Origin of the sequence: Thioalkalivibrio sp. ALE17 (assembly GCF_000425605.1) — a bacterium.
Lineage (GTDB): Bacteria > Pseudomonadota > Gammaproteobacteria > Ectothiorhodospirales > Ectothiorhodospiraceae > Thioalkalivibrio.
On sequence record NZ_AUDT01000009.1, the window covers coordinates 56,788 to 83,336 of the forward strand.

A 26,549-nucleotide genomic window follows, 5' to 3' on the forward strand; every position below is an offset into this window, starting at 1 on the left:
GTGAAAAAAGTCAGTAGAACTGGCCGAGTGCGGAGCGGACCTGGACCTCGGTCTCGGGCGTCAGGTGGTCGGCGAGCTTCAGCGGGTGGTCCGGCAGGAGCAGCACCACCGAGGACCCGAGGTTGAAGCGGCCCATCTCGGCCCCGCGTTCCAGGGTGATATCGCGGTCCGGATACTCGCTTACGCTGATCTCGCGCCCCCGCGGCGGGGTGACCTCGCCGGCCCAGACGGTCTCGATGGAACCGACGTTCTGGGCACCGATCAGGGCCATGGCCATCGAGCCAACAGGCGTGTCGAAGCAGGCCACGACCCGCTCGTTGCGGGCGTACAGCCGGGGTACGTGGCGCACGATGCGCGGGGCCACCGAGAACAGCCGCCCGGGCACATGGATCATGTGGGTCAGGGTGCCGGTCAGCGGCATGTGCAGCCGGTGGTAGTGGCGCGGTGACAGATACAGGGTGACGAAGTGTCCGTGGCGGAAGGCCTCCGCCAGATCGTCCTCGCCACCCAGCAGCTCGCGCACGGTGTAGTGATGGCCCTTGGCCTGGAAGATCTGGCCGGCCTCGATGCGCCCGGCCGCGCTGACGCGCGAATCGGCCGGGCTGACCACCGTGTTGGCGTCCCCCTCCAGCGGCCGCGCATCCTCGCGCAGGGCGCGGGTGAACAGTGCGTTGAAACTGGCATAGGCCGCGAGGTCCGGCTCGGCGGCCTCGTCCAGGTTCAGGCCGAAGCGGCGCACGAAGGCGCGCAGCAGGGGCTGCAGGCGCGGCGACTCGATGCGCGCCAGCCAGTGCACGCCGCGCGAAAGGGCGTGCTGGGGCAGCAGGTGCGACAGACGCGCCAGCCAGGGGTCGATCTTGCTCATGCGGAGTCCGTGGGTGGGTTACGTACAGGGCGGTAGCGAGACGGTATGATGACCGCCCTCGCACGTAACGGAAAGACCGGGCATGGATTCGACCACCGGATTGCGCAGCCTGCGCGACTTCATTCGCTTCGGCGCCAGTCAGTTTCGCGGCGCCGGCCTGAGCTTCGGGCATGGCACCGACAACGCCTTCGACGAGGCCGCCTGGCTGGTACTGCACACCCTGCATCTGCCGCTGGATCTGCCCGAGTCCTGGTGGGATGCCCGCCTGAGCGAGGTCGAGCGCACGCGGGTGGTCGCGGTGCTGCGCGAGCGGGTCGCCACGCGCAAGCCCGCGGCCTATCTGACCCGCGAGGCCTGGTTCGCCGGATTGCCGTTCTATGTCGACGAGCGCGTGCTGGTGCCGCGCTCGCCGCTGGCCGAGCTGATTGCCGCAGGCTTCGAGCCCTGGGTCGACCCCGATGGCGTGACCCGCGCGCTGGATCTGTGCACCGGGGGCGGGTGTATCGGGATTGCAATGGCCCTGGCGCTGCCGCAGGCGCGGGTGGATCTGGCGGATGTGTCGACGGATGCGCTGGCGGTGGCGGGGATCAACATCGAGCGCCACCGGGTGGGCGATCAGGTGCGCGCTGTGCAGTCCGACGTGTTCGACGGGCTGGAACCCGGGGATCGCTACGAGCTGATTGTGTCCAACCCCCCATACGTGGATGCCGAGGACATGGCGGCCCTGCCGGACGAATACCGTCACGAACCCGCGCTGGGGCTGGCCGCCGGCGGCGACGGACTGGATATCGTGCGCCGCATCCTGGACGGGGCCCGCGAACACCTGACGGAAGACGGCGTGCTGATCGTCGAGGTCGGCAACAGTCAGGCCGCGGTGGAGGCGGCCTTCCCGGACCTGCCGCTGATCTGGCTGGAGTTCGAGGCGGGCGGGCACGGGGTGTTCCTGGTCTACGCCCGCGATCTCCCCGGCGCCTGACGGCGCTACGGGCGGGAACGCTCGAACGCACGCGAATCCGAAAACCCGCCGGACGGCCCTGTAAACGGCACCGGTGGCGATGCATACTGCGGGGCTATGGAATCACGTCTGGTGGATATGCAGAGTCGGTCCGAGGAAGAGCGGGCCGAGGTCAGCCTGCGCCCGAAGCGGCTCGCGGACTACACCGGCCAGCCCCGCGTAGTCGAGCAGCTGGGGCTGTTCATCGAGGCCGCCCGCCGGCGCGACGAGGCCCTGGATCACACCCTGGTCGCCGGCCCGCCCGGGCTGGGCAAGACCACGCTGGCGCACATCGTCGCCAACGAACTCGGCGTAGGCCTGCGCCAGACCTCTGGTCCGGTACTGGAACGCGCCGGTGACCTGGCCGCCATCCTGACGGCCCTGGAGCCGCGCGATGTCCTGTTCGTCGACGAGATCCACCGCCTGCCGACGGTGGTGGAAGAGGTGCTGTATCCGGCCCTGGAGGACGGCCAGCTGGACATCGTGATCGGCGAGGGCCCGGCGGCGCGCTCGATCAAGGTGGACCTGCCGCCGTTCACGCTGGTGGGCGCGACCACCCGCGCGGGGCTGCTTTCGGCCCCGTTACGTGACCGGTTCGGTATCGTGCAGCGTCTCGATCATTACACTGTCACCGATCTCGCGCATATTGTGGATCGCGCGGCCGGTTTGCTGGGCGTGGGGATCGAGGCCGAGGGGGCCGCGGAGATCGCCCGCCGGGGCCGCGGCACGCCGCGGCTGGCCAACCGCCTGCTGCGGCGGGTACGGGATTTCGCCCAGGTCCGGGCCGATGGCGTGGTGACCCACAACGTGGCGGCGCAGGCGCTCGACCTGCTGGCGATCGATGCCTCCGGGCTGGATGCCCAGGACCGTCGCCTGCTGGAGGTGCTGGTGGAGAAGTTCGACGGTGGCCCGGTCGGGGTCGAGAGCCTGGCCACGGCGATGAACGAGGACCGTGGCACGCTGGAGGATGTGGTCGAGCCCTTCCTGATTCAGCAGGGCTACCTGCAGCGCACTCCGCGCGGGCGCCAGGCGACCCGGCGTACCCTGGCGATGTTCGGCCTGACCCGGATGGACGAGGGCGATCTGCTGACGCCCGCGGCGGAGGGCCCGCGCCAGCCATGACCGCAGCATTCGAGTGGCCGGTGCGGGTGTACTACGAGGATACCGACGCCGGCGGCGTGGTCTATCACGCCAATTACCTGAAATTCATGGAGCGCGCGCGTACCGAATGGCTGCGTGCCCTCGGCTTCGAGCAGGACCGGCTGCGGTCCGAGTATGGAATTGTGTTCGCCGTGCGGCGTCTGGCTGTGGAGATGCAGCGTCCCGCGCATTTCAACGAGGCCCTGACGGTCACCTGCCGGGTCACGCGCATGCGTCGCGCCAGCGTGGAGTTCGCGCAGGTCGTGCAGCGCGAGGCGACGGCGCTGGCAACCGGCGAGGTCGCCATTGCCTGTGTCGATATGGCCCGGCAGGCGCCGGTGGCGATCCCCGATGAAGTGGCGCGCGCGATGCGGGCGGCGGACGGAACAACGGCATAACGGGAGATGGACAAGTGACAGTGGACTTTTCGATGTACCAGCTGATCATGGACGCCAGTCTGATCGTGCAGCTGGTCATGGTGATCCTGGTGATCGCCTCGGTACTCTCCTGGCTGGTGATCATCATCAAGGCGCGCTCGCTGAACGCGGCCCAGCGGGCCAGCGACGAGTTCGAGGAACGGTTCTGGTCGGGCGCGGACCTCTCGCACCTGTACGAGGGCGTACGCCGCAAGTCCGAGATGTCCGGCATGGAGCACGTGTTCTCCTCCGGCTTCAAGGAATTCCTGCGTGCCCGCCAGCACGGCATGGTGGCCGGCGAGCCGGCCCATCGCGCGATGCGCGTGGCCATCGCCCGCGAGACCGACGAGATGGAGCGCTACCTGCAATTCCTGGCCACGGTTGGCTCCACCAGCCCGTACATCGGCCTGTTCGGGACCGTGTGGGGCATCATGCATGCATTTCTCGGGCTCTCCGGGGTGCAGCAGGCCACACTCGCCATGGTCGCCCCGGGGATCGCCGAGGCGCTGATCGCGACCGCGCTGGGCCTGTTCGCGGCCATCCCGGCGGTCATCGCCTACAACCGCTTTGCCGGGGACGTCGATCGCGTGGCCTCGCGCCTGGAGAACTTCAGCGACGAGTTCGTGGCCCTGCTGAACCGCCAGGGCGCGGGTAAGCCGGCCGAGGGCGCCGCCGGGGCGCCGGCCTGAACCATGGCCGAGTCGCGTCGCAACAGCCGCCGCCTGCGGCGGCCCATGTCGCAGATCAACGTCGTGCCGTTCATCGACGTGATGCTGGTCCTGCTGATCATCTTCATGATCACCGCCCCCATGCTGCAGCAGGGGGTGGAGGTCGATCTGCCGGAGGCCGATGCCGAGGCCCTGGACGAGGATCCATCCGCGGCCGAGCCACTGGTGGTCACCGTGGATGCTTCCGGGGCCATGAGCCTGAACCAGGGCCCGTACGTGAACGAGCCGCTGGCGCCGCAGGAGATGACCGAGATCGTGCGCGAGTTCCTCGCCGAGAATCCGGGCACCCAGACCTTCGTGCGCGGGGACCGCAACGTGGACTACGGCCGGGTGATCGATGCAATGGTCGCCCTCCAGCGCGCCGGGGGCGGTCGTGTCGGCTTGATCACCGAACCGCCACGTAACAACCAGGACTGAGCCACACGCCGTGTTCGAGCTCCTGCGCCGTCACCCCCTCAGCCTGCTCCTCGTCCTGATCCTGCACGGGGTGCTGTTCGCGGCGTTGCTGCTGAACGTGAGCCTGGTGTCGCCGACCTCGACCCGGGCGGCGGTGGAGATCGCGGTGCAGGAAGATATCGAGGTGATCGACGCGGTCGCGGTGGATGCCGAGACCTTCGACCGCGTCGAGCACCAGCGCGAGGTGGCGGAACAGGAACGAATCGCGGAGGAGCTGCGCGCGGAAGAGGAGCGCCGCCGTGCCGAGGAGCAGGCCCGGCGCGAGGAGGAACGTCGCCAGGCCGAGGAACAGCGCCGCCGCGAGGAAGCCGAGCGCGCGCGCCAGCAGGCGCTGGAGGAGGCCGAGCAGGCGCGCCGGGAGGCGGAGGAAGAGCGGCGCCGCGCACGCGAGGAGGCCGAGGCCGAGCGCGAGCGCATTCGCCAGGAACGCGAGGCCGCAGAGCAGGCGCGGCGCGAGGCCGAGGCCGAGCGGGAACGGATCGAACAGGAGCGGCGGGAGCGCGAGGAGGCGGAGCGCCAGGCGCGGGAAGAGGCGGAGCGGCGCGAACGCGAGGAGGCCGAACGCCGCGAGCGGGAGGAGGCCGAGCGTCGCGCCGAGCAGGAGCGTGAACTGGAAGAGCAGCGCCGGCGCGAGGCGATGGAGCGCGAGCGCGAACGTCTGGCCGAGGCACAGGCGCAACGCGAGGCTGCCGAGCGCCAGGCGCAGCTGGACCAGGAGCTGAACGAATGGCGTGCCCAGGTGCAGTCGGTGGTGCAGCGGCGCTGGCGCCAGCCCTCGGGTCTGGATGCGTCGGACCGTGCCATTGTTCTCGTGCGTGTCAACGAGACCGGGCGTATCATCAATTTCGATATCGAGAGCTGCTCGGGCGGGTCCGCCTTCTGCGAATCGGTCCGCCAGACCATGGACCGTTTGTCCTCGCTGCCGCGTCCGCCCGACGCGGATGCCGTGCGCGGCGGGGTGCGCATCCGTTTCGAGCCCGACTGACCGGCCCGCTCCCAACCGGGCCACGAGGAACACCATGCAACGAATGATTCACGCGATGCTGCTGGGGCTGGCGCTGCTGTGGTCGGCGCAGGCTCACGCGGTGCTGGAAGTGACCGTGACCGAGGGTGTGACCGGGGCCATTCCGGTCGCGGTCGCACCGTTCACCTGGGAGGGCGAGGGCCGCCCGGACGAGGATGTGGGGCGAATCCTGGCCGCGAATCTGACCCGTAGCGGTCTGTTCGAGGTCGAGCGCGAGGGGCTGCCGCGGGCCCCCTCGGGCCCGGCCGACTTCATCGCGCAGCCCTGGGCCGACGCCGGCATGGAGTACCTGGTGGTGGGCTCCAAGCGCCCGGACGGGGACAACGTGATCGTGGAGTTCCACGTGTTCGACGTGCTGGCGGAGGAGCGCCTGGGTGGCTGGCGCATCCCGGTGCCGGCGGACATGCTCCGGAGGGGCGCCCACCGCGTATCGGACATCGTCTACGAACAGATCACCGGCGACCCGGGCGCCTTCAGCGCGCGTATCGCGTTCGTCAGTGTCGAGCGCCAGAACGACTCGCGCGAGTTCCGACTGGAGGTGGCCGATTCCGACGGGGCCAATCCGCGCACCCTGTTCCGCTCCGAGGATCCGATCATGTCGCCCGACTGGTCCCCGGATGGCCGCGAGCTGGTCTACGTCTCGTTCGAGAACCGCCGTTCCGAGGTCTTTCGCCAGAATGTGGAGACCGGCGAGCGTTCGCGCATCGCCAGCTTCACCGGGATCAACAGTGCCCCGGCCTGGTCCCCGGACGGTCGCCAACTGGCGCTGAGCCTGTCGCGCGACGGCTCGCCGAATATCTATGTGATGGACCTGGCCTCCGGGGAGCTGCGGCAGCTGACGCGTTCCAGCGCGATCGAGACCGAGCCGGTCTGGTCGCCGGACGGCGAGACGATCTATTTCACCTCCGACCGCGCGGGGGCCCCGCAGATCTACGCCCAGCCAGCCGGCGGCGGGAATGCGCGGCGTCTGACCTTCGAGAGCGGCTACGCGGCCGCCGCCACCATCTCGCCGGACGGGCGGTCGCTGGTGTATGTCCATGGGGGTGACGGCGGATTTCAGCTGGCCCGCCTCGATCTGGATGACCGCCGTGTGACGCGCCTCACGGACGGACGCGATGCAGAGTCGCCAAGCTTTGCCCCCAATGGCAGCATGATCCTGTATGCCATGACCGACGGGGGGCGGGGCGTGCTCGGTTCCGTCAGCCGCGACGGCCAAGTGCACCAGCGTCTGGCCGCCCGCGAAGGCGAGGTGCGCGAGCCGGCCTGGTCACCCCTGAACTGATTTTCGGACCCTTTGACTGTCACCTTCTTTCGAGGAACCAACACCATGAACAACGCGTTTCGTCTGACCCTTGCCGCCGTGGTGATCGCGGCCCTGTCGGCTTGTGCCACTCCGACCCGCGATGCCGAGGATGCCGAGCGTGCCGCCGAGCGCGAACGTGCCGCCGAGCAGGAGCGGGCCGAACGCGAGGCCGCCGAGGCCCGTGGTATCGGTCGCGACCGGGAGTTCGATGCCGCCGCCCTGGACGACCCGGACAGTCCGCTGGCCGAGCGCCTGGTCTACTTCGACTTCGACCGTGACGAGGTGAAGTCCGAATTCATGCCGATGCTGGAGGCCCACGCGGCCTACCTGGCGGAGAACCCCGGCGCGCGCATGCGCCTGGAGGGGCATACGGATGAGCGCGGCACCCGCGAATACAACCTGGCCCTGGGCGAACGCCGTGCGCAGTCCGTGCGGCGGGTGCTGAATCTGAACGGCGCCTCGGATGACCAGCTCGAGGTCATCAGTTATGGTGAGGAGATGCCGGTGGCCTTCCAGCAGAACGAGGAGGCCTGGGCCAAGAACCGCCGGGTCGAGCTCGTCTACGAATCCCGGCGCTGAGTCAGGGTAGGTAAACCCGGGAAGCCAGATGCGATCGATGTTCAGTACGTCTTGCGGAGATGCCCCCTCGGGGGCATTTCTGTTTCGGAACCCGGCGCGCCCGGGGCCGTTCCTGGCGGCCATGCTGGCCGCGGCCTTTGTCCTGACCCCGCTGGCTCTGATGCCGGGGACCGCCGGGGCGCAGGACGACACCGTGTTCGCGACCCAGTCGCAGATCCGCCAGCTGGATCGGCGCCTGGACCGTATCGAACGCGTGCTGGACTCCAGCGCGATGAACGAGCTGCTGCAGGTCTCCGAGTCGCTGAACCGGGACCTGCGCGAACTGCGCGGGGAGGTGGAGACCCTGCGCCACGAGGTGAACCGCCTCAGTACCCGTCAGCGCGACCAGTTCCGCCACCTGGACGAGCGCGTGGCCGCCGTCGAGGGCGGGGCCCCGGTGCCGGACGCAACCCCGCGCGAGGAGGTGGTCGAGCTGGATCTGCCGGAGGCCGACGAGCAGGCCGCCTATCAGGAGGCCTTTGACGACCTGATGGCCGGTGATTACGCCACCGCCATGCGCAAGCTGGAGCGTTTCATCGAGGATTACCCCGAGGGGAGCTTTACCGCGAATGCGTGGTACTGGCTGGCGGAGGCGAAGTACGCCAGCGGCGAATTCGAGGCGGCGCTCGAGGACTTCCAGCGCCTGCGCGAGGATTTCCCCGAAAGCGACAAGAGTGGGGATGCACTGCTGAAGATCGGGTACTCCCACTACGAGCTGGAGGACTTCGATGCGGCCCGCGAGGCCCTGGAGGCAGTGCGTGCCGACTATGGCGGTACGACACTGGACCGCCTGGCCCGCGAACGCCTGCAGCGGATCGATCGCGCCCAATGACCACCGCCCCGTTGCGTGACGCCCGTGGCTCGGGGGTCGTCGACCCGGCGTCGGTGCGGCTGCGGATCAGCGAGATGTTTGTCTCGCTGCAGGGCGAGGCGGCGCAGGTCGGCTGGCCCACGGCCTTCGTGCGCCTGACCGGTTGCCCGCTGCGCTGCCGCTGGTGCGACAGCGAATACGCCTTCGAGGGCGGCGAGGCGCTGATGTTGCCGACGGTCCTCGACTGGGTCGGGCGCACCGGGGTGCGGCATGTCTGCGTGACCGGTGGTGAACCCCTGGCCCAGCCGGGCTGCCTGCCGCTGCTGGAGGCACTATGCGACGCCGGGTTCACGGTGTCGCTGGAGACCAGCGGGGCGATGGACATCGCCGGTGTCGACCCCCGGGTCGCCATCGTGATGGACTGGAAGGCACCGGGCTCGAAGGAGGCCGAACGCAACCTCCCCGATAACATTCCGCGGCTGAAGGCCGGGGACCAGCTGAAGTTCGTGCTGGCCGGGCGCGCAGACTTTGACTGGGCCCGGGCCGAGCTCGAGCGCCTGGGGCTGGACCCGGAGGTCGAGGTCCTGTTCTCGCCCGTGTTCGGCGAACTGGAGCCGCGGACCCTGGCTGACTGGATCGTGGCCGAACGTGTGCCGGTACGCTTTCAGGTGCAGCTGCACAAGCTCCTCTGGGGCGATCAGCCGGGCCGCTGATATGAACGAACGCGCGGAACAGGCCGTGGTGCTGCTCTCGGGCGGGCTCGACTCGGCGACCTGCCTGGCCATGGCGCGCGCCGAAGGCCTGGAGTGCCATGCCCTGTCCATTGACTATGGACAGCGCCACCGGACCGAGCTGGAGGCTGCGCGGCGGGTCGCCGCGGACCAGGGCGTGACCGACCACCGCGTGGTGGCGGTGGACCTGAGCGCCATCGGCGGCTCGGCGCTGACAGACACGGCGATCGACGTACCGACCGCGCCGACCGAGGGCATCCCGGTGACCTACGTGCCGGCGCGCAACACGGTGTTTCTGGCCCTGGCCCTGGGGCTGGCCGAGACCCTGGACGCGCGGCTGCTCTACGTCGGCGCCAATGCGGTGGACTATTCCGGTTATCCGGATTGCCGTCCGGCCTTCATCGACGCGTTCCGCGACCTGGCCCGGGTGGCCACCCGCAGCGGGGTCGAGTGCACGCCCTGGGAGGTGCGGGCGCCGCTGATGCACCTGTCCAAGGCCGAGATCATCCGGGCGGGCAGCGAGCTCGGGGTGGACTACCGCCACACGGTCAGCTGCTATCAGGCCGATGCCGAGGGGCGCGCCTGCGGCCGCTGCGACAGTTGCCGCATCCGGCGCGAGGGCTTTGCTGCGGCCGGCGTGCCGGACCCGACCCGCTATATCCCCGCGTGATGCCCGCCGGCAGCCCGCCGGCTGCATGTTCGTTCCCGCAGGAATGAAAACGGGCTCGATCTCGTCTAGCGTCCGATGTATGCTGCGCACCCCGTGGGTGCAGGCCTGCCCTGAAATCTTTCGTCGAGAGGATACGTGATGGAATTCTCCAGTTTTTCAACTGCCGCGATGGCGTTCCTCGGTGGGGCGTTCATCCTCGCCTTCATCATGGGGGCCGTGGCGAACAAGACCAACTTCTGCACCATGGGCGCCGTCTCCGACTGGGTGAACATGGGTGATACCGGGCGTATGCGCTCCTGGCTGCTAGCGATCGCCGTGGCCATGCTGGGCGTGGCCATCCTCGAGTTCTTCGGGGTGCTGAGCGCCGACGGTTCCTTCCCGAACTACCGCATGAGCGAGTTCCAGTGGGTCGAGCATGCCCTGGGCGGCTTCCTGTTCGGGATCGGCATGACCTACGCCTCCGGCTGCGGGAACAAGACCCTGGTGCGCGTCGGTGGCGGCAACATCAAGTCGCTGATGGTGCTGATCGTGATCGCGATCATCGCCTACTACATGGTGCGCCCGCTGCCGGGTACTTCCGATACCCTCTATTCCCTGCTGTTCATGGACTGGACCACCGCGCTGGCCATCTCCACCCCGGCGGGCCAGGACCTGGGTACCCTGGTGGCCGGCGAAGAGAACGGCCTGACCGCCCGCCTGGTGCTGGGCGCGGTGATCGGCGTGCTGCTGCTGGCCCTGATCTTCAAGGCCGCGGACTTCCGCAAGAGCTTTGACAACATCCTGGGCGGTCTGGTGATCGGCCTGATGGTGCTCGGCGCCTGGTGGCTGACCAGCAACATCCAGATCGACGATGGCATGGACACCTATACCCCGCAGGCCTACGTGGCCGATTGGGACTTCGTGGCCGATGCAGACGCGGGTGAGCGCCCGTCCGAGAGTGCCCCGTGGGCCAACCAGTCGTTCACCTTCATCAATCCGATGGGCCAGAGCCTGCGTTACGTGTCGAGCGGGTTTGACAACACCGTGCTGTACTTCGGCGTGATGGCGCTGGCCGGCGTGATCCTCGGCTCCTTCTTCTGGGCCCTGGTTACCCGTGCGTTCCGCTTCGAGTGGTTCGCCTCGGTGCGCGACTTCGTGAACCACTTCATCGGCGCGATCCTGATGGGCTTCGGTGGCGTGCTGGCGATGGGCTGCACCATCGGTCAGGGCATCACCGGGATCTCCACGCTCGCGCTGGGCGGCTTCCTGACCTTCATTATGATCGTCTTCGGGGCCGCGCTGACCATGAAGATCCAGTACTACAAGATGGTCTACGAAGACGAGGCCTCCTTCGGCAAGGCGCTGATCACCTCGCTGGTGGACATGAAGCTGCTGCCGGGTGGCATGCGCAAGCTGGAAGCCATCTGATGGCGTAGCGGCGGGGGCGCCTTGCGTTTTCCCCGCCGCGCCGTAAACTACGCGGCACTGGAGGCCCGGTGATCCCGGGCCTTCGGTTTTGCAGCTCGGCCAGGGCGACCCGCGGGGTCGCCGCCGGCCAAACCGAAAAGGGTCGTTAGCTCAGTTGGTAGAGCAGTTGGCTTTTAACCAATTGGTCGTAGGTTCGAATCCTACACGACCCACCATTTTCTCCGGTCCCCGCGCCGGCACAAGGGCCCGTTCATACGGGCCTTTTGTGTTTGTGGGCGGGGAACACGCTAGAATGCGCGGCTAACGCGCGAACACAACAAGAGTTTTCTGCAAGATCGCGAAAGTGGCGGAACTGGTAGACGCGCTGGGTTTAGGTCCCAGTGGGGTAAAACCCGTGAGAGTTCGAGTCTCTCCTTTCGCACCACAGTCCGCATTTCCCAACGCCATGAAGGTTACCACTGCGATCGGCAGGGATGACCGATATCCGAACTATGACGAGGCCCTCCATGCAAGTTTCTGTTGAAGCCACCGGCAACCTGGAACGCAAGATGACCATCCAGGTCCCCTCCGAGCGGGTCGACACCGAGGTCGACAACCGCCTGAAGTCCCTGGCCAAGCGGGTCAAGCTGGACGGGTTTCGCCCGGGCAAGGTCCCGCTGAAGGTGGTGCGCCAGCGCTATGGCACCGGCGTCTACCAGGAGGTGCTGAGCGAGGTCCTGCAGGAGAGCTACCGCGAGGCGGTGCAGCAGGAGGGCCTGGAACCGGCCGGTAACCCGAGCATCGAGCCGACCAGCCTGGAGGGCGGCGACGCCATCGAGTTCACCGCCAGCTTCCAGGTGTTCCCGGAGGTGCAGGTGGCCGACTTCGCCGACGTCGAGATCGAGCGGCCGAAGGCCGAGGTGGCGGACGAGGACATCGACCGCGTGATTGACTCGCTGCGCGAGCAGAACAAGGAGTGGGCCGAGGTCAAGCGCAAGGCGAAGAAGGGCGACCGTGTCACCCTGGACTTCGTCGGCACCCTGAACGGCGAGGAGTTCGAGGGCGGCAAGGCCGAGGACTTCCAGGTCGAGGTCGGCGCCGGGCGCCTGATCGAGAGCTTCGAGAAGCAGCTCAAGGGCGTGAAGGCCGGCGAGGAGCCGACCATCGACGTCACCTTCCCCGAGGATTACCCGGCGGAGAACCTGAAGGGCCAGACCGCGCAGTTCGCCCTGACCATCAAGCAGGTCGAGGGGCCCAAGCTGCCGGAGGTCGACGAAGAGTTCGCGAAGAAATTCGGCATCGAGGACGGCTCGGTGGAGAAACTTCGCGCTGATGTGCGGTCCAATATGGAGCGGGAACTGCGTCAGGCCCTGAAGGGCCGGGTAAAGCAGCAGGTCCTGGAGGCCGTGGTCGACAAGCACGACTTCGACCTGCCGGACGCCCTGGTGAAGTCGGAGATCAACCGTCTGCGCGAGGAAGCCGAGAAGCGTTTCGGGGGTGCCGAGCAGACCCAGCCGCTGCCGGACAGCCTGTTCGAGGACGAGGCGAAGCGCCGCGTCCGCCTGGGGCTGGCCCTGCGTGCGATCATCGACCAGAAGGGGTTCGAGGTGGACGCCGAGCGCGTCGAGCGCGATCTCGAGGAGATGGCCGCGACCTACGAGGACCCGGAAGAGGTGAAGAACTACTACCGCTCCAATCCCCAGGCCAAGAGCAACCTGGAGTCGCTGGTGCTGGAAGACCAGGTGGTCGACTGGGTGGTCGAGCAGGCCAAGGTCACCGAGAAGGAAACCAGCTTCCAGGACGTCATGAATCCGAACAAGGAGTCGACTGAATGAGCCACGACATGGCCGACCAGGGTGCGCAGCATGCCCAGGGCCTGAACCTGGTCCCGATGGTGGTCGAACAGACCGCCCGCGGCGAGCGCGCCTACGACATCTATTCCCGTCTGCTGAAGGACCGGGTCATCTTCTGTGTGGGTCCGGTCGAGGACTACATGGCCAACGTGATCGTGGCTCAGCTGCTGTTCCTCGAGTCGGAGAACCCGGACAAGGAGATCAGCCTGTACATCAACTCCCCGGGGGGCGCGGTCACCGCTGGCATGGCGATCTACGACACCATGCAGTTCATCAAGCCCGAGGTCAGCACGCTGTGCGTGGGCCAGGCCGCGAGCATGGGCGCTGTTCTGCTGGCGGGCGGGGCCCCCGGCAAGCGCCATACGCTGCCGCACTCGCGGGTGATGATCCACCAGCCGCTGGGCGGCTTTCAGGGTCAGGCGTCGGATATCGATATCCATGCCCGCGAGATCCTGAAGATCCGCGACGAGCTGAACCGCGTACTGGCCCACCACACCGGCCAGCCGATCGAGAAGATCGAGCAGGACACCGATCGCGACCGCTTCATGACCGCGACCGACGCCAAGGAATACGGCCTGGTCGACCACGTCCTGACCCACCGCAACTCCGCGGACGACTGATCCCCTCGTCCGCGCCGATCGCAACCGCGCCCCGGAGACCGGCTCCGGGGCGGGGCCTCAATACCGGACTTCTGCTTGGCCCGTTTGCAACTCACAGGCAAACGGGGCATGTTTTGAAGAACACTGAAATCGCAACCGAGGCAAACGGATGAGCGACGAAACCACCCCCTCCGCCGACGGCAAGCTCCTGTACTGTTCTTTCTGCGGAAAGAGTCAGCACGAGGTGCGCAAGCTGATCGCCGGGCCATCCGTATTCATCTGCGACGAGTGCGTCGAGCTGTGCAATGACATCATCCGCGAGGAGATGCAGGAGGCCGGCCACACCGAGCGGGATTCCCTCCCGACCCCGCACGAGATCCGCGCGATCCTGGACGACTACGTGATCGGCCAGAACTCCGCGAAGAAGATCCTCTCGGTCGCGGTGTACAACCACTACAAGCGTCTGCAGGCCAAGGCCGGCAAGGACGATGTCGAGCTGTCCAAGTCGAACATCATGCTGATCGGCCCGACCGGCTCCGGCAAGACGCTGCTGGCCGAGACGCTGGCGCGAGTACTGAACGTCCCGTTTACCATCGCCGACGCGACCACGCTGACCGAGGCCGGTTACGTGGGCGAGGATGTCGAGAACATCATCCAGAAGCTGCTGCAGAAGTGCGACTACGATGTGGAGAAGGCCGAGAACGGCATCGTCTACATCGACGAGATCGACAAGGTCTCGCGCAAGTCGGACAACCCCTCCATCACCCGTGACGTCTCGGGCGAGGGTGTGCAGCAGGCGTTGCTGAAGCTGATCGAGGGCACCACCGCCTCGGTCCCGCCGCAGGGCGGGCGCAAGCACCCGCAGCAGGAGTTTCTGCAGGTCGATACCAGCAACATCCTGTTCATCTGCGGCGGGGCCTTCTCCGGGCTGGAGAAGGTCATCCAGCAGCGCGCCGAGAAGGGCGGCATCGGCTTTGGCGCCGAGCTGCGTACCACCGAGGCGGCCAAGTCCGGTGGCCAGTGGCTCAAGCAGCTGGAGGCCGACGACCTGGTGCGCTATGGCCTGATCCCCGAGTTCGTGGGGCGCCTGCCGGTGCAGGCGACCCTGGACGAGCTGGACGAGGACGCGCTGATCACCATCCTGACCCAGCCCAAGAACGCCCTGGTCAAGCAGTATGCCCGTCTGTTCGAGATGGAAGGGGTGGAGCTGGAGTTCCGCGACGACGCCCTGTCCGCGATCGCCCACAAGGCGATGGAGCGCAAGACCGGGGCGCGTGGCCTGCGCACCATCATGGAGAACATCCTGCTCGACACCATGTACGAGCTGCCTTCCATGGAAGGCGTCAGCAAGGTGGTGATCGACGAGGCGGTGATCCGCGGCGATGCCGAACCGTATCTGGTGTACGAGAACGACTCGTTCGCCAAGAAGCAGGCGGCCGCGGATTCCTGAGCGGAAGTGTTGCGGCGCCCTTGAAATGGGCGCCGCCGCCCCCACTTCCTCCTGTACATTCGTCCAGCCCTGAGGGGGCAACATGACCGATACCCACTCCTCCCAGAACGAGGTGGACTCCCCCGTCAAGCGCGTCGCGGTGCTGCCGCTGCGCGATGTCGTGGTCTATCCGCACATGGTCATCCCGCTGTTCGTGGGTCGCGAGAAGTCGATCCGCGCGCTGGATTCGGCCATGGCCGAGAACAAGCAGGTCCTGCTGGTCGCCCAGAAGAGCGCCGAGGTCGACGAACCCGAAGCCGGCGATCTGCACGATATCGGTACCCTGGGCAACATCCTGCAACTGCTGCGCCTGCCCGACGGCACCATCAAGGTGCTGGTGGAGGGGGCCCAGCGCGCCCGCGTGATGGATGTTTCCACCACCGGCGATGCGGAGAAGGAGGAGGACTACTTCGTCTCCGACATTCGCCTGATCGACGAGGAATACGACACCGAGGACAAGGAACTCGAGGTCCTCGGCCGCTCCGCGCTGAACCAGTTCGAGCAGTACATCAAGCTGAACAAGAAGGTCCCGCCGGAGATCCTGACTTCGCTGGCCGGGATCGACGACACCTCGCGCCTGGCCGATACCATCGCCGCGCACATGTCCCTGAAGCTCGAGGAGAAGCAGCAGGTCCTCGAGATCGCCAATGTGCGCGAACGCCTGGAGCACCTGGTCGCCAAGATCGAGGGCGAGATGGACGTGCTGCAGATCGAGAAGAAGATCCGCGGCCGCGTGAAGCAGCAGATGGAGAAGTCCCAGCGCGAGTACTACCTGAATGAGCAGATGAAGGCCATTCAGAAGGAGCTGGGCGACCTCGAGGACGCGCCGAACGAACAGGAAGACCTGGCCGAGAAGATCGAGAAGGCCGGGATGCCGGAGGAGGCCAAGAAGAAGGCCACCGCCGAGCTGAACAAGCTGAAGATGATGTCGCCGATGTCGGCCGAGGCCACCGTCGTGCGCAGCTACATCGACTGGCTGGTCAATGTCCCGTGGAAGAAGAAGACCCGGGTCAGCAAGGATCTGGCGCGTGCCGAGAAGATCCTCAACGAGGACCACTACGGCCTGGAAGAGGTCAAGGAACGCATCCTCGAGTACCTCGCCGTGCAGTCGCGAGTGCGCAAGCTGAAGGGCCCGATCCTGTGCCTGGTGGGCCCGCCCGGCGTCGGCAAGACCTCGCTGGGCCAGTCCATCGCCCGTGCGACCAACCGCAAGTTCATGCGCATGGCGCTGGGCGGGGTGCGTGACGAGGCCGAGATCCGCGGCCACCGTCGCACCTACATCGGCTCGCTGCCGGGCAAGATCATCCAGAACCTGGCCAAGGTCGGGGTGCGCAACCCGCTGTTCCTGCTCGACGAGATCGACAAGATGGCGATGGATTTCCGCGGCGACCCCGCCTCGGCCATGCTCGAGGTGCTGGATCCGGAGCAGAACCACACCTTCAGCGACCACTACCTGGAGGTCGATTTTGACCTGTCCGACGTGATGTTCGTGGCCACGGCCAACAGCATGCACATCCCCGGGCCGCTGCTGGATCGCATGGAGGTCATCCGGCTGTCCGGCTACACCGAGGACGAGAAGGTCAACATCGCCCACAACTACCTGCTCGACAAGCAGATCAAGGCCAATGGCCTGAAGCCGGCCGAGATCCAGATCTCCGATGCGGCGGTGCGCGACATCGTGCGCTATTACACCCGGGAGGCCGGTGTGCGCTCGCTGGAGCGCGAGATCGCCAAGGTCTGCCGCAAGGTGGCCAAGCAGCGCCTGCTGGCCAGCGAGAAGGAGCGTGCGCGGACCACGTCGGTGACACCGAAGACGCTGGAGAAGTACCTGGGCGTGCGCCGTTTCCGCTTCGGCCTGGCCGAGGAGAACGATCAGATCGGTCAGGTGACCGGTCTGGCCTGGACCGAGGTCGGGGGCGAGCTGCTGACTATCGAGGCCAGCGTGGTCCCGGGCAAGGGCAAGACCCAGCAGACCGGCAAGCTTGGCGACGTGATGCAGGAATCCATCCACGCGGCGCTGACCGTGGTGCGCTCGCGTGCCGAGGCCCTGGGGCTGGAGGAAAACTTCCACGAGAAGAAGGACCTGCATATCCACGTGCCGGAGGGTGCGACGCCCAAGGACGGACCATCTGCCGGTATCGGCATGTGCACCGCGATCGTCTCGGCACTGACCGGGATCCCGGTGCGAGCGGATGTGGCGATGACCGGGGAGATCACCCTGCGCGGTCAGGTCCTCCCGATCGGCGGGCTGAAGGAGAAGCTGCTGGCCGCCCATCGCGGCGGGATCCGCACGGTCCTGATCCCCGAAGAAAACGAGAAGGATCTGGTCGACATCCCGAAGAACATCAAGCAGAAGCTCGATATTCGCCCGGTGCGCTGGATCGACGAGGTCCTGGAGGTGGCGCTGACGCACATGCCGGACGGCAAGGCGGGCGAGACCCCGGAAAAGGTCGAGGAAGTCGTCAAGCCGGCCAAGGAATCCGGCCGCCGCCGGGTTCGGCATCACTAACCGTCTGTAAACGGACGGAAACCGCGGGGACCCGCAGACCGGGCCCCGCGGTTTTTTTGTGCACGGGATCACACCCGTGCGGGGGCGGTCAGGAGATCGCGTTTGACTCGTTTTCCGGGGGCTTGCTATAACCCCATCCGCATCACCTGATTTCTCGCCGAGGGCAGTTGCGGGGCCATGGAGAAAAGGCCTCCGGCTGGTGTAAGCTAGGCCCAGTCCGGCAGAAAGCCTGAGTCACCACTGAGATAAGGAAGCGCTTCATGAATAAATCCGAACTGATCGACGCGATCGCGGCGGAAGCCGATGTCCCCAAGGCCCAGGCCGGCCGGATCGTGGATGCCATGGTAAGTGTTGTTGGCGACACCCTCGCCAAGGGTGACCAGGTCTCCCTTGTCGGCTTCGGTACCTTCCTGGTGCGCGAGCGTGAGGCCCGCACCGGTCGTAACCCGCGTACCGGTCAGACCATCCAGATCGCCGCTTCGAAAACGCCTTCGTTCAAGGCTGGTAAAGCGCTCAAGGATCGAGTAAACTAGCGCGCTTTATCGGGTGCTTAGCTCAGTTGGTAGAGCGTCGCCCTTACAAGGCGAATGTCGGCGGTTCGAACCCGTCAGCACCCACCAAGTGCAACCCTGACCCTGGTTGCACTGCAAGAATACGGAGCGGTAGTTCAGCTGGTTAGAATACCGGCCTGTCACGCCGGGGGTCGCGGGTTCGAGTCCCGTCCGCTCCGCCATCTCCGAGAAAGGCGCCCTTGTGGCGCCTTTTTCTTTTCTTGGCTATTGCGATCCAGGAGCAAAGAAGGTCAAGGGCGTTTGCACCACAGAGAACACGAAGGACGCGGAGAAGGGCAAGGAATTCGGGGCCGCGGCAACACGCGGCTTGCCCCCCCCTGACACAACTTCATCCTTCCAATCCTACGATGCTCTGTCCTTCCCGCGGATCGCTATCGACTTTCTCCGTGCCCTCCGTGTCCTCTGTGGTGCAAACGCCTTTGACCTTGCCCTTCTTCGTGCCTTCGTGCGCTTCGTGGTGGATAACCTAGGCGCAGACGTGCGCGGGCGCGCCTGCTACCATCGGCGGTTGATTCCCGATTTCCTCTCCACGGCGGAGTGAGCAGAGACCATCATGTTGCAAGCGATTCGTGACCGGGCGAGCGGCTGGCTCGCCTATGTGATCATCGGCCTGATCACCATCCCCTTTGCCCTGTGGGGCCTGGGCGAATACTTCGGCGGGGCCGGCCCGCTGGTGGCGGCCGAGGTGAACGGCACGGATATCGTGGTGCGCGACGTGCATCAGGAGGCGCGCGCCCAGCGCGACGAGATGGCGCGCATGTTCGGCGGCGAGATCCCCGAGGACGTGCTCGACGAGCAGGGTATCCGCCTGCAGGCCCTGGAGACGCTGATCCGGCAAGAGCTGTTGCGCCAGGCGGCGGATTCCGCGGGCTTCAAGGCCGCCGGAGACAGCGTGCTGCGCGAGATCCGCGGCATGCCGGTGTTTCAGGAAGAGGGCCGCTTCAGCCGCGAACGCTACAGCCAGCTGCTGAACGCCCAGCGCATCAGTCCCGCGGACTTCGAACAGGACATCGCGCGCAGCATTGTGCTGTCGCAGATCCAGCGGGGGATCCAGGCGACCGGCGTGGTACCGGAAAGCCTGGTGGAAGACTACAGTCGTCTGCGCAACCAGACCCGCGTGGCCAGCTGGCGGGTCTTCTCCGCGGACGAGTTCGACCGTCCGGACGTGGTGGACGAGGACGCCATCCAGGCGTACTACGAAGCCAATCCCGATGAGTTCACCACCACCGAGCGCGTACGGGTGAGTTATCTCCGGCTGGATCCGGAGGGCCTGGAGGCCGGGGTCGAGGTCACCGAGGACCAGGTGCGCGAGCACTACCGGGTGAACCGCAGCCGCTACGAGCAGCCGGAGCTGCGCGAGGTGCGCCAGATCCGTATTCAGGACACGGGCGAGGAGGGCGAGGCCCGCATCCGCGAGCTGCGCGAGCGGCTGGAGGCCGGCGAGGACTTTGCCGAGCTGGCCGAGGAATACTCGGAGGACAGCCTGACCGCCGACCGTGGCGGGCGAATGGGCGAGATCGCCCGGGGGGACCTGGGCTCGACGCTGGAGACCGTGATCTTCACCCTGCCGAAGGATCTGATCAGCCAGCCGGTGCGCACCGAGCGAGGCTGGTTCATCCTGGAGGTGACCGCGATCCAGGAGGCCCAGCCGCAGCCGTTCGAAGAGGTCCGCGACGAGGTCGAGCAGGATCTGCGCGATCGCACGGCGGAGCAGATGCAGATCGACGCCCTGGACGACATGATGGCGCTGGGGATCGAGTTCCCCGACAGCCTGGAGCCGGCGGCCGATGCGACCGGGCTGGAGATCCAGACCAGCGACTGGTTCTCGCGGGGCTCCGGGGACGGCATTGCGCGGCACCGCTCCATTCGCAACGCGGCGTTTGATCCGCGGGTGCTGGAAGACGGCCACAACAGCGAGGCGATCGACCTGCAGGACGGCTCCACCGTGATCCTGCGGATCGACGAACACCAGCCGTCCGAGCTGCGCCCGCTGGCGGAGGTGGAAGACACGATTCGCGAGCGCCTGCAGCGTCAGGCGGCGGCCGATGCTGCCCGTGAAGCCGGCGAGGCCCTGATCGAGCGCCTGACCGCGGCGGAGGACTGGGCCTCAGAGGCGGACGAGAACGGGGCCTGGAGTCGCTCGGTCGAGGTCACCCGCGAGCGCGCCGCGGAACTGCCCACCGGCTTGCAGGACCACCTGTTCCGCCTGCCGGCCCCGGGCGAGGGCGCGGTGGAGATCGCCGGTGCCCGGATCGGCGACGGCGACTTTGCCGTGACCGTGCTGGAAGAGGTGCGTATGGGCGAGGACGCCGCCGATGCCGCTGCACGCCAGCAGGAGCGTGACCAGATCGGTAATGCCTATGGCAGCGCCGAATTCCGGGCCTACCTCGCCTGGCTGGAAGAGCAGGCCGACATCAAGCGCTTCCCCGACGCGCTCGACTAGCCTGAGTCGTTGTATGGAAAGGCCAAGGGACGTAACACCACGGAGGACACGGAGCCCACGAAGAACGTCGTTTGTGACTGACTGGACGGGGCGCGGGGAGCGATGCGTTTGTCCTGTCTCTCGGAATACCTTCGCGCTAAGCAGTCCCTGCGAATTCTCCGTGTCCTCTGTGCACTCTGTGGTTCAACGCCCTTGCCTTATGGCCGCTAATGCGAGCGGGTTTGATTGGCCGAGACCGGTTGCAGCCCGAAAACAAGAAAGCCCGGCTCCGCTCATGCGGGCCGGGCTTTTCCATGTCTGCCACGGGAAGAGGCGGCATCGGGGCCGAAGCCCTCGAGCTACTTGTTGTCGAGGCCGATCTCGGCCGCGCCCAGGCCCACCGTGTTGTAGCCGGAGTCGACATACATGATCTCGCCGGTGATGCCGGAGGCGAGATCGGAGCAGAGGAAGGCGCCGGCGTTTCCGACCTGTTCGGTGGTCACGTTGCGCCGCAGCGGGGCATTGGCCTCGACGTGGTCGAGGATGCGCTTGAACTCGCCGATCCCGGAGGCCGCGAGGGTGCGGATCGGGCCGGCGGAGATCGCGTTCACCCGGGTGCTCTCCGGTCCCAGCGTATAGGCCAGGTAACGGACGTTCGCCTCCAGGCTCGCCTTGGCCAGACCCATCACGTTGTAGTTGGGCATCGAGCGTTCGGCGCCCAGATAGCTGAGGGTAAGGATGGAGGCGTCTCGATCCTTCATCATCGCGCGGCCGGCCTTGGCAAAGGCCGCGAGGCTGTAGGAGCTGACGTCGTGCGCGATGCGGAAGCCGTCGCGGGTCATGTTGTCGAGGAAGTCGCCTTCCAGTTGCTCCTTGGGTGCGAAGGCCACCGAGTGCACCAGGATGTCGACGCCGTCCCAGTAATTGTCCAGGTGCTCGAAGACCTGTTCGATCTCGCGGTCATCCTCGACGTTGCAGGGCACCAGGATGTCGGAGTCGAAGTCCGCGACCAGTTTCTCGACGCGATCGCGCAGGCGTTCGTTCTGGTAGGTGAAGGCGAGCTCGGCGCCCTCGCGATGCATGGCCGCGGCAATGCCGTAGGCGATGGAACGGTTGCTGGCAACGCCGACGATCAGTGCGCGCTTGCCCTTCAGAAAACCCATGTGACACTCCTTGGTTCGGATCCGTGCGGACGTACCCGGGCGGGCCGTCTCGACGGCGCCCGCCCGGCTGCGGAACCGGGGACGGGCGCGACTGTCTCCGGGATCATACCGATGTGGTGCTAGTGCGGCCAGCACCCGATGAGCCGAAGCAGGTGGCTTGCTATAGTGCCAGCACCCGCGGTCCCCGCGACCGCTCGCCCGTCATGCCGAAAACAGTGTGGCGGGCGGCCAGCGCAACAACCCGGAGGTCTTGTGAGTCGTCATTTCGGTTGGATCGTGACCCTGATCGTGCTGGGCATCCTGTTGCTGCTGGTGATGGTCCAGATCGACCGCCAGTGGCAGCGCATGGCCTCCATGCAGAACACCATGAGCGAGCAGGCTCGGGACCTGCGGGCGCTGCGGCGCAGCCTGCAGGGGCTGGAGTCGGACCTGGCCTCGGGACGTTTCGCCGGCATGGAGGCCGAGCAGGTCCCGCGGGCGGACGCGGTCCCGTCGGCCTTCCGCCGCGCGGCACGGGCCGCGGAGCAGGAGGACTACGCCGAGGGTGACTGGCTGGTGCAGGCCTTTGGCACGGGGCTCGCGACCATTACGCCGTATGTGTCCTCGGATGCCTATGCCTCCGAGGTGCAGAACTATGTGCTTGAGTCGCTGGTGGTTCGCGATCCGGACACCCTGGAATGGCAGGGTCTGCTGGCCGAGTCCTGGGAATTCGACGACAGCGGGACGGAGCTGACCTTCCGCCTGCGTTCGGGGCCGCAGTTTTCCGATGGCGAGCCACTGACCGCGGAGGACGTCGAGTTCACCTTCGATTTCCTGATGACCGATGCCATCGCGGTGCCGCGGTCGCGCGCGTTCCTGGAGAAGGTCGAGGCCGTGGAGGCCGTGGACGAACGCACGGTACGGTTCGTGTTCGAGGAACCGTTCTTCGATGCGATGCGGGTGGCCGGGGGGCTCGATGTGCTGCCGAAGCATTTCTACGAGCGCTACCTGGAGGACCCCGAGACCTTCAACGAGTCGCGCGGCATCCTGCTCGGTTCCGGCCCCTACCGGCTGGAGGACCCGACCGGCTGGACGCCGGACGCCGGGCGCATCGAGCTGGAGCGCAACCCGCGCTACTGGGGTCCGATCGAGCCGCCATTGGATCGCCTGGTCTGGCGCGTAATCCAGAACGACAGCGCGCGCCTGACCACCTTCCGCAACCGGGATATCGATGTCTACGGCGCGCGGCCGCGTGAATACGCCCGGCTACGTGACGATGAGGCGCTGCGCGAACGCGCGGACACTCACGAGTACATGAGTCCGACGGCGGGCTATTCCTATATCGCCTGGAATCAGCAGCGCAACGGCGAGCCAACGCGCTTCGCCGATCCGCGGGTGCGCAAGGCGATGAGCTACCTGACCGACGTGGACCGGCTGATCGAGGAGGTCATGCTGGGGTATGCCGAGCGGGCGATCTCGCCGTTCTCGCCGCGCAGCGATCAGCACAATCCGGATCTCGAACCGATCCCCTTTGATGTCGAGCGGGCCCTGGAGCTGCTCGCCGAGGCCGGCTACCGCGAGCGTAACCGGGATGGCGTGCTGGTGAACGAGGACGGCGAGCCGTTCTCCTTCGAGCTGGCGTATTTCCAGGACAATGAGGACACCCGCCGCATCGCTCTGTTCCTGCGCGATCTCTATGCGCGTGCCGGAGTGGAGATGCGACCCCAGCCGACCGAGTGGTCGGTGATGCTGGAAAAGCTCAGTCGTCAGGACTTCGACGCCATCACGCTGGGCTGGACCAGTGGCGTCGAGGTCGATATCTACCAGATGTTCCACTCCAGCCAGACCGTCTCCGGGGGCGACAACTTTATCCACTACCAGAACCCCGAGCTGGACGCGATCATCGAGGCGGCGCGCGGCGAGGTGGACGAGCCGGCGCGCATGGAGCTGTGGCGCGAGGCCGAACGCATCCTGCACGAGGACCAGCCCTACACCTTCCTGATGCGGCGCCAGACGCTGGCCTTCATCGACCGGCGCATCCAGAACCTGGAACAGACCGCGCTGGGGCTTAACCTCGGGGCGGTGCCGCTGGAGATCTACGTGCCCTTCGAACTCCAGCGCTACGGACAGTAGTCGCCCATGGGCCACGCAGTGGAATCGATCGGCAGGCGGCGCGCGGGATGCTGACCTATATCCTGCGCCGCATGATCCTGATGGTGCCGACCCTGTTCGGCATCACCGTGGTCGTGTTCGCGGTGATGGCGGCGGCGCCCGGGGGCATCAGCGCCCTGACTCTGGTGGAGGGGCAGGGCCTGGAGCCGCAGGCGCAGAAGGCGATGGAGGAGTACTACAACCGCCTCTACGGCCTGGATCAACCGGCGCCGGTGCAGTTCGGGCGCTGGCTCAACAACATCTCGCCGATCGGTTTCGCCCAGGACGCGGACGGTTCGCTGACCGGATGGCCGCACTTCAAGGCGCCCAACCTGGGGACCAGTTTTCGCTACGGCCGCCCGGTGGTCGACCTGATCGCGGAGCGGTTGCCGATCACGCTGCTGCTGAACGTGCTGTCGATCCCGCTGATCTACATCGTCGCGGTGGCGGTGGGGGTGCGCGCGGCCACCCAGCACGGCCAGGCCTTCGATTCGCAATCCGGCGTGGTGTTGCTGGCGCTGTGGTCGGTGCCGACCATGCTGGCGGGCGTGCTGCTGATCGGCTTCTTCGCCTCCGACCAGTTCTGGCAGTGGTTTCCCACCGGGGGCATCAGCCAGCGCGCGGCACTGGATATGACCTTCCTGCCGACGGTGGAGGTGGTGTGGGCCCTGCCGCTGCTGCTGATCCTGCCGTTTCTGGGCGCGGCCCTGGGGATCTACCTGGCGCGAACCCTGCCGGCGCGGATCCGTGGTGGGGTCGGGGCCGTACTCGGGGCCCTGTGTGGCTGGCTGATGTTCCGCGACCTGGCCGTTGCCGGGATGGTCAGTACCGGGGTCGCCATGGGGGTCGGCGCCGCGGTCGGCTGGCTGATGGCGCACAGCGACTGGGGGGTGCTGCGCGGCTTCTATCTGGGGACGCTGGGGCTGGGCGCGGGGCTTGCGCTGGCCCTCGGACTGGCGCCGGGCAGCATGGTGCCCGGCTTCCTGCTGGATCGGGCCTGGCACCTGGTGCTGCCGGTGCTGTGTCTGTCCTACGGCGGGCTGGCGTTCCTGGCCAAGCTGTCGCGCTCGGCGGTGCTGGAGAACCTGACCTCGGACTATGCGCGCACCGCGCGGGCCAAGGGGGTCGCCGAGCACGACGTGCTGTGGCGCCACGTGTTCCGCAACTCCCTGCTGCCGCTGATCACCGTGTCCGCCACCCTGCTGCCCTCGCTGCTGGCCGGGTCGGTGATCGTGGAGGCCATCTTCTCCATTGACGGCATGGGCAAGCTGGCGGTGGAGGCCGTGCAGACGCGCGACCGCGAACTGGTGCTGTCGATCACCCTGATCTCCGGGGTGCTGACCCTGGTCGGCTACCTGCTGGCGGACCTCGCCTACGCCATCGTCGATCCGCGGGTGAACTATGACTGAGCCGAGCCGCCATCCGGAAACCGGGGGTCGCCGCAGCCGCTCCTGGGCGCGGCGCGTGGTGGGCGAGGTCCTGCTGCGCTGGGGCGCGCGCCTCGGGATTGGCTGGATCGCGCTGTTGACTCTGGTGGCGATCCTCGCGCCGGTGCTGGCGACCTCCCATCCGCTGCTGGTGCAGACCACCGACGGCGAGTGGGCGATGCCCTTCCTGCGCTATCTGACGGCAGCCGACGTGACGCTGTTCGGTCTGCTGGTGCTGGCGCTGGTCTTCTGGCGCCTGCCCGGGCGGCCCTGGCGACGCTTCGGGCTGTGGGCCGCGCTGGGCGCGGTGCTGGCCGCGGTGGCCTGGCAGACGGTCTCGCCGCCGTCGCTGGTGATCCACGATCAGTACCGCGAGGCCGAGCGCATGGGCGAATACCAGACGGTGATTCGCGCCCCGATCCCGTATTCGCCGCGCGACTACCTGCGCGACTATGCCGATACCGGCCTGGAGGCCCCGCGCGAGGCGCCGGATCGGGTGCACTGGTTCGGCACTGACGACACCGGTGCGGATGTCCTCTCGCGCATGATCCACGCCTCGCGCATCGCGCTGTCCATCGGCTTCATCGCCACCGGGATCGCGCTGGGGATCGGGGTGATCCTGGGCGGGCTGATGGGCTACTTCTCGGGGATCGTGGACATCATCGGCATGCGCCTGGTGGAGATCTTCGAGGCGATCCCGACGCTGTTCCTGCTGCTGACCTTCGTCGCCTTCTTCGGTCGCTCGCTGTACCTGATGATGCTGATCATCGGCCTGACCTCCTGGTCCGGCTACGCGCGCTATGTGCGCGCGGAGTTCCTGCGCCTGCGCCAGCAGGACTTCGTGCAGGGGGCGATCGCGTCGGGGCTGTCGCTGCCGTCGATCCTGTTCCGGCACATGCTGCCGAACGGGATCGCGCCGATCCTGGTGGCGGCCAGTTTCGGGGTCGCCTCGGCCATCCTCGCCGAGGCGACGCTATCGTTCCTCGGCCTGGGTCTGGTGGATGATCCCTCCTGGGGGCAGATGCTGAACCAGGCGGTACAGAGTTCCACCTTCAACTGGTGGATGGCGGCCTTCCCCGGCGGGGCGATCTTCCTGACGGTGTTCGCCTACAACCTGATCGGCGAGGCCCTGCGCGACGCCGTGGACCCGCACGCGCGCTCGGCCGCGCGCAGTGCCAATCGCGATGCCGGCGCGCGTCCGGCGGCCGGTGCCACCAGCGCGACCAGCGGCGGGGTGCGCTGA

General features: G+C 67.0%; 23 protein-coding genes and 4 tRNA genes. 25 read left to right on the forward strand and 2 right to left on the reverse strand.

Annotated elements, in window-relative coordinates; all coding sequences use genetic code 11:
- Positions 1-10: 10 nt before the first annotated feature.
- Positions 11-865, reverse strand: coding sequence for an archaetidylserine decarboxylase (gene asd / locus H609_RS0108075; protein ID WP_028484709.1), 855 nt, complete (start codon positions 863-865; stop codon positions 11-13).
- Positions 866-947: 82 nt separating this feature from the next.
- Here asd and prmB point away from each other — a divergent pair, with 82 nt between their 5' ends.
- The 22 genes from prmB to H609_RS0108190 all read left to right on the forward strand — a co-directional run bounded on the left by prmB (position 948) and on the right by H609_RS0108190 (position 20,607).
- Positions 948-1,841, forward strand: coding sequence for a 50S ribosomal protein L3 N(5)-glutamine methyltransferase (gene prmB, locus H609_RS0108080; protein WP_018878522.1), 894 nt, complete (start codon positions 948-950; stop codon positions 1,839-1,841).
- A gap of 96 nt (positions 1,842-1,937) precedes the next feature.
- Positions 1,938-2,981: a Holliday junction branch migration DNA helicase RuvB gene (ruvB, locus tag H609_RS0108085; RefSeq protein ID WP_018867509.1), complete on the forward strand. Its 1,044-nt coding sequence runs from the start codon at positions 1,938-1,940 to the stop codon at positions 2,979-2,981.
- Positions 2,978-3,397: a tol-pal system-associated acyl-CoA thioesterase gene (gene ybgC, locus H609_RS0108090; protein ID WP_018878520.1), complete on the forward strand. Its 420-nt coding sequence runs from the start codon at positions 2,978-2,980 to the stop codon at positions 3,395-3,397. The genes ruvB and ybgC overlap by 4 nt, the downstream gene beginning before the upstream one ends.
- Before the next feature lie 32 nt (positions 3,398-3,429).
- Complete coding sequence (tolQ, locus tag H609_RS0108095) at positions 3,430-4,104, forward strand: protein TolQ (RefSeq protein WP_018867507.1); 675 nt, start codon at positions 3,430-3,432, stop codon at positions 4,102-4,104.
- A 3-nt stretch (positions 4,105-4,107) separates the two neighbouring features.
- The gene (gene tolR, locus H609_RS0108100; protein ID WP_018867506.1) at positions 4,108-4,560 is read left to right on the forward strand and encodes a protein TolR; all 453 of its coding nucleotides are present in this window, start codon (positions 4,108-4,110) and stop codon (positions 4,558-4,560) included.
- Positions 4,561-4,570: 10 nt separating this feature from the next.
- A complete protein-coding gene (gene tolA / locus H609_RS0108105; protein WP_028484710.1) occupies positions 4,571-5,584 on the forward strand; it encodes a cell envelope integrity protein TolA in 1,014 nt (337 codons plus the stop codon).
- 34 nt (positions 5,585-5,618) lie between these two features.
- Positions 5,619-6,905: a Tol-Pal system beta propeller repeat protein TolB gene (gene tolB / locus H609_RS0108110; RefSeq protein WP_028484711.1), complete on the forward strand. Its 1,287-nt coding sequence runs from the start codon at positions 5,619-5,621 to the stop codon at positions 6,903-6,905.
- Positions 6,906-6,950: 45 nt separating this feature from the next.
- A complete protein-coding gene (pal, locus tag H609_RS0108115) occupies positions 6,951-7,505 on the forward strand; it encodes a peptidoglycan-associated lipoprotein Pal (protein ID WP_018867503.1) in 555 nt (184 codons plus the stop codon).
- Positions 7,506-7,626: 121 nt separating this feature from the next.
- Positions 7,627-8,376 (forward strand): tol-pal system protein YbgF, encoded by a 750-nt coding sequence (ybgF, locus tag H609_RS0108120; RefSeq protein ID WP_018867502.1) that lies wholly within the window; start codon positions 7,627-7,629, stop codon positions 8,374-8,376.
- Entirely contained in the window at positions 8,373-9,068 is a 696-nt protein-coding gene (gene queE, locus H609_RS0108125) for a 7-carboxy-7-deazaguanine synthase QueE (protein ID WP_018867501.1), read from the forward strand. The genes ybgF and queE overlap by 4 nt, the downstream gene beginning before the upstream one ends.
- 1 nt (position 9,069) lies before the next feature.
- On the forward strand, positions 9,070-9,756 hold the full coding sequence (queC, locus tag H609_RS0108130) for a 7-cyano-7-deazaguanine synthase QueC (RefSeq protein WP_028484712.1): 687 nt from the start codon (positions 9,070-9,072) through the stop codon (positions 9,754-9,756).
- 138 nt (positions 9,757-9,894) lie between these two features.
- The gene (locus H609_RS0108135) at positions 9,895-11,163 is read left to right on the forward strand and encodes a YeeE/YedE family protein (RefSeq protein WP_028484713.1); all 1,269 of its coding nucleotides are present in this window, start codon (positions 9,895-9,897) and stop codon (positions 11,161-11,163) included.
- A gap of 139 nt (positions 11,164-11,302) precedes the next feature.
- Positions 11,303-11,378 (forward strand) — tRNA-Lys (locus tag H609_RS0108140).
- A 122-nt stretch (positions 11,379-11,500) separates the two neighbouring features.
- Positions 11,501-11,587: transfer RNA gene (locus H609_RS0108145), tRNA-Leu, on the forward strand.
- Between the two features lie 82 nt (positions 11,588-11,669).
- On the forward strand, positions 11,670-12,977 hold the full coding sequence (gene tig / locus H609_RS0108150) for a trigger factor (protein ID WP_026279296.1): 1,308 nt from the start codon (positions 11,670-11,672) through the stop codon (positions 12,975-12,977).
- A complete protein-coding gene (clpP, locus tag H609_RS0108155; protein ID WP_018867497.1) occupies positions 12,974-13,615 on the forward strand; it encodes an ATP-dependent Clp endopeptidase proteolytic subunit ClpP in 642 nt (213 codons plus the stop codon). Before tig ends, clpP begins: the two co-directional genes overlap by 4 nt.
- Positions 13,616-13,763: 148 nt before the next feature.
- The gene (gene clpX / locus H609_RS0108160) at positions 13,764-15,044 is read left to right on the forward strand and encodes an ATP-dependent Clp protease ATP-binding subunit ClpX (protein ID WP_018867496.1); all 1,281 of its coding nucleotides are present in this window, start codon (positions 13,764-13,766) and stop codon (positions 15,042-15,044) included.
- Between the two features lie 82 nt (positions 15,045-15,126).
- A complete protein-coding gene (gene lon / locus H609_RS0108165; protein WP_018876937.1) occupies positions 15,127-17,592 on the forward strand; it encodes an endopeptidase La in 2,466 nt (821 codons plus the stop codon).
- 260 nt (positions 17,593-17,852) lie between these two features.
- Positions 17,853-18,125, forward strand: a complete 273-nt coding sequence (locus H609_RS0108170) for an HU family DNA-binding protein (RefSeq protein WP_017940837.1) — start codon at positions 17,853-17,855, stop codon at positions 18,123-18,125.
- Positions 18,126-18,136: 11 nt separating this feature from the next.
- Positions 18,137-18,212: transfer RNA gene (locus H609_RS0108175), tRNA-Val, on the forward strand.
- Positions 18,213-18,248: 36 nt separating this feature from the next.
- Positions 18,249-18,325: transfer RNA gene (locus H609_RS0108180), tRNA-Asp, on the forward strand.
- A 392-nt stretch (positions 18,326-18,717) separates the two neighbouring features.
- Entirely contained in the window at positions 18,718-20,607 is a 1,890-nt protein-coding gene (locus tag H609_RS0108190; RefSeq protein ID WP_028484715.1) for a SurA N-terminal domain-containing protein, read from the forward strand.
- A gap of 338 nt (positions 20,608-20,945) precedes the next feature.
- Here H609_RS0108190 and H609_RS0108195 read toward each other — a convergent pair whose 3' ends face one another.
- Positions 20,946-21,749, reverse strand: coding sequence for an enoyl-ACP reductase (locus H609_RS0108195; RefSeq protein WP_018867493.1), 804 nt, complete (start codon positions 21,747-21,749; stop codon positions 20,946-20,948).
- A gap of 252 nt (positions 21,750-22,001) precedes the next feature.
- On the opposite strand from H609_RS0108195, the gene H609_RS0108200 reads away from it, so the two are divergent.
- The 3 genes from H609_RS0108200 to H609_RS0108210 are packed head-to-tail and all read left to right on the forward strand — an operon-like array spanning position 22,002 to position 26,549.
- Positions 22,002-23,861, forward strand: a complete 1,860-nt coding sequence (locus tag H609_RS0108200) for a peptide-binding protein (protein ID WP_028484716.1) — start codon at positions 22,002-22,004, stop codon at positions 23,859-23,861.
- A 47-nt stretch (positions 23,862-23,908) separates the two neighbouring features.
- Positions 23,909-25,288 carry an ABC transporter permease gene (locus H609_RS0108205; protein WP_018878515.1) on the forward strand — a complete coding sequence of 460 codons (1,380 nt, stop codon included), beginning with the start codon at positions 23,909-23,911 and terminating at the stop codon, positions 25,286-25,288.
- Positions 25,281-26,549 (forward strand): ABC transporter permease, encoded by a 1,269-nt coding sequence (locus H609_RS0108210; protein ID WP_018867490.1) that lies wholly within the window; start codon positions 25,281-25,283, stop codon positions 26,547-26,549. Before H609_RS0108205 ends, H609_RS0108210 begins: the two co-directional genes overlap by 8 nt.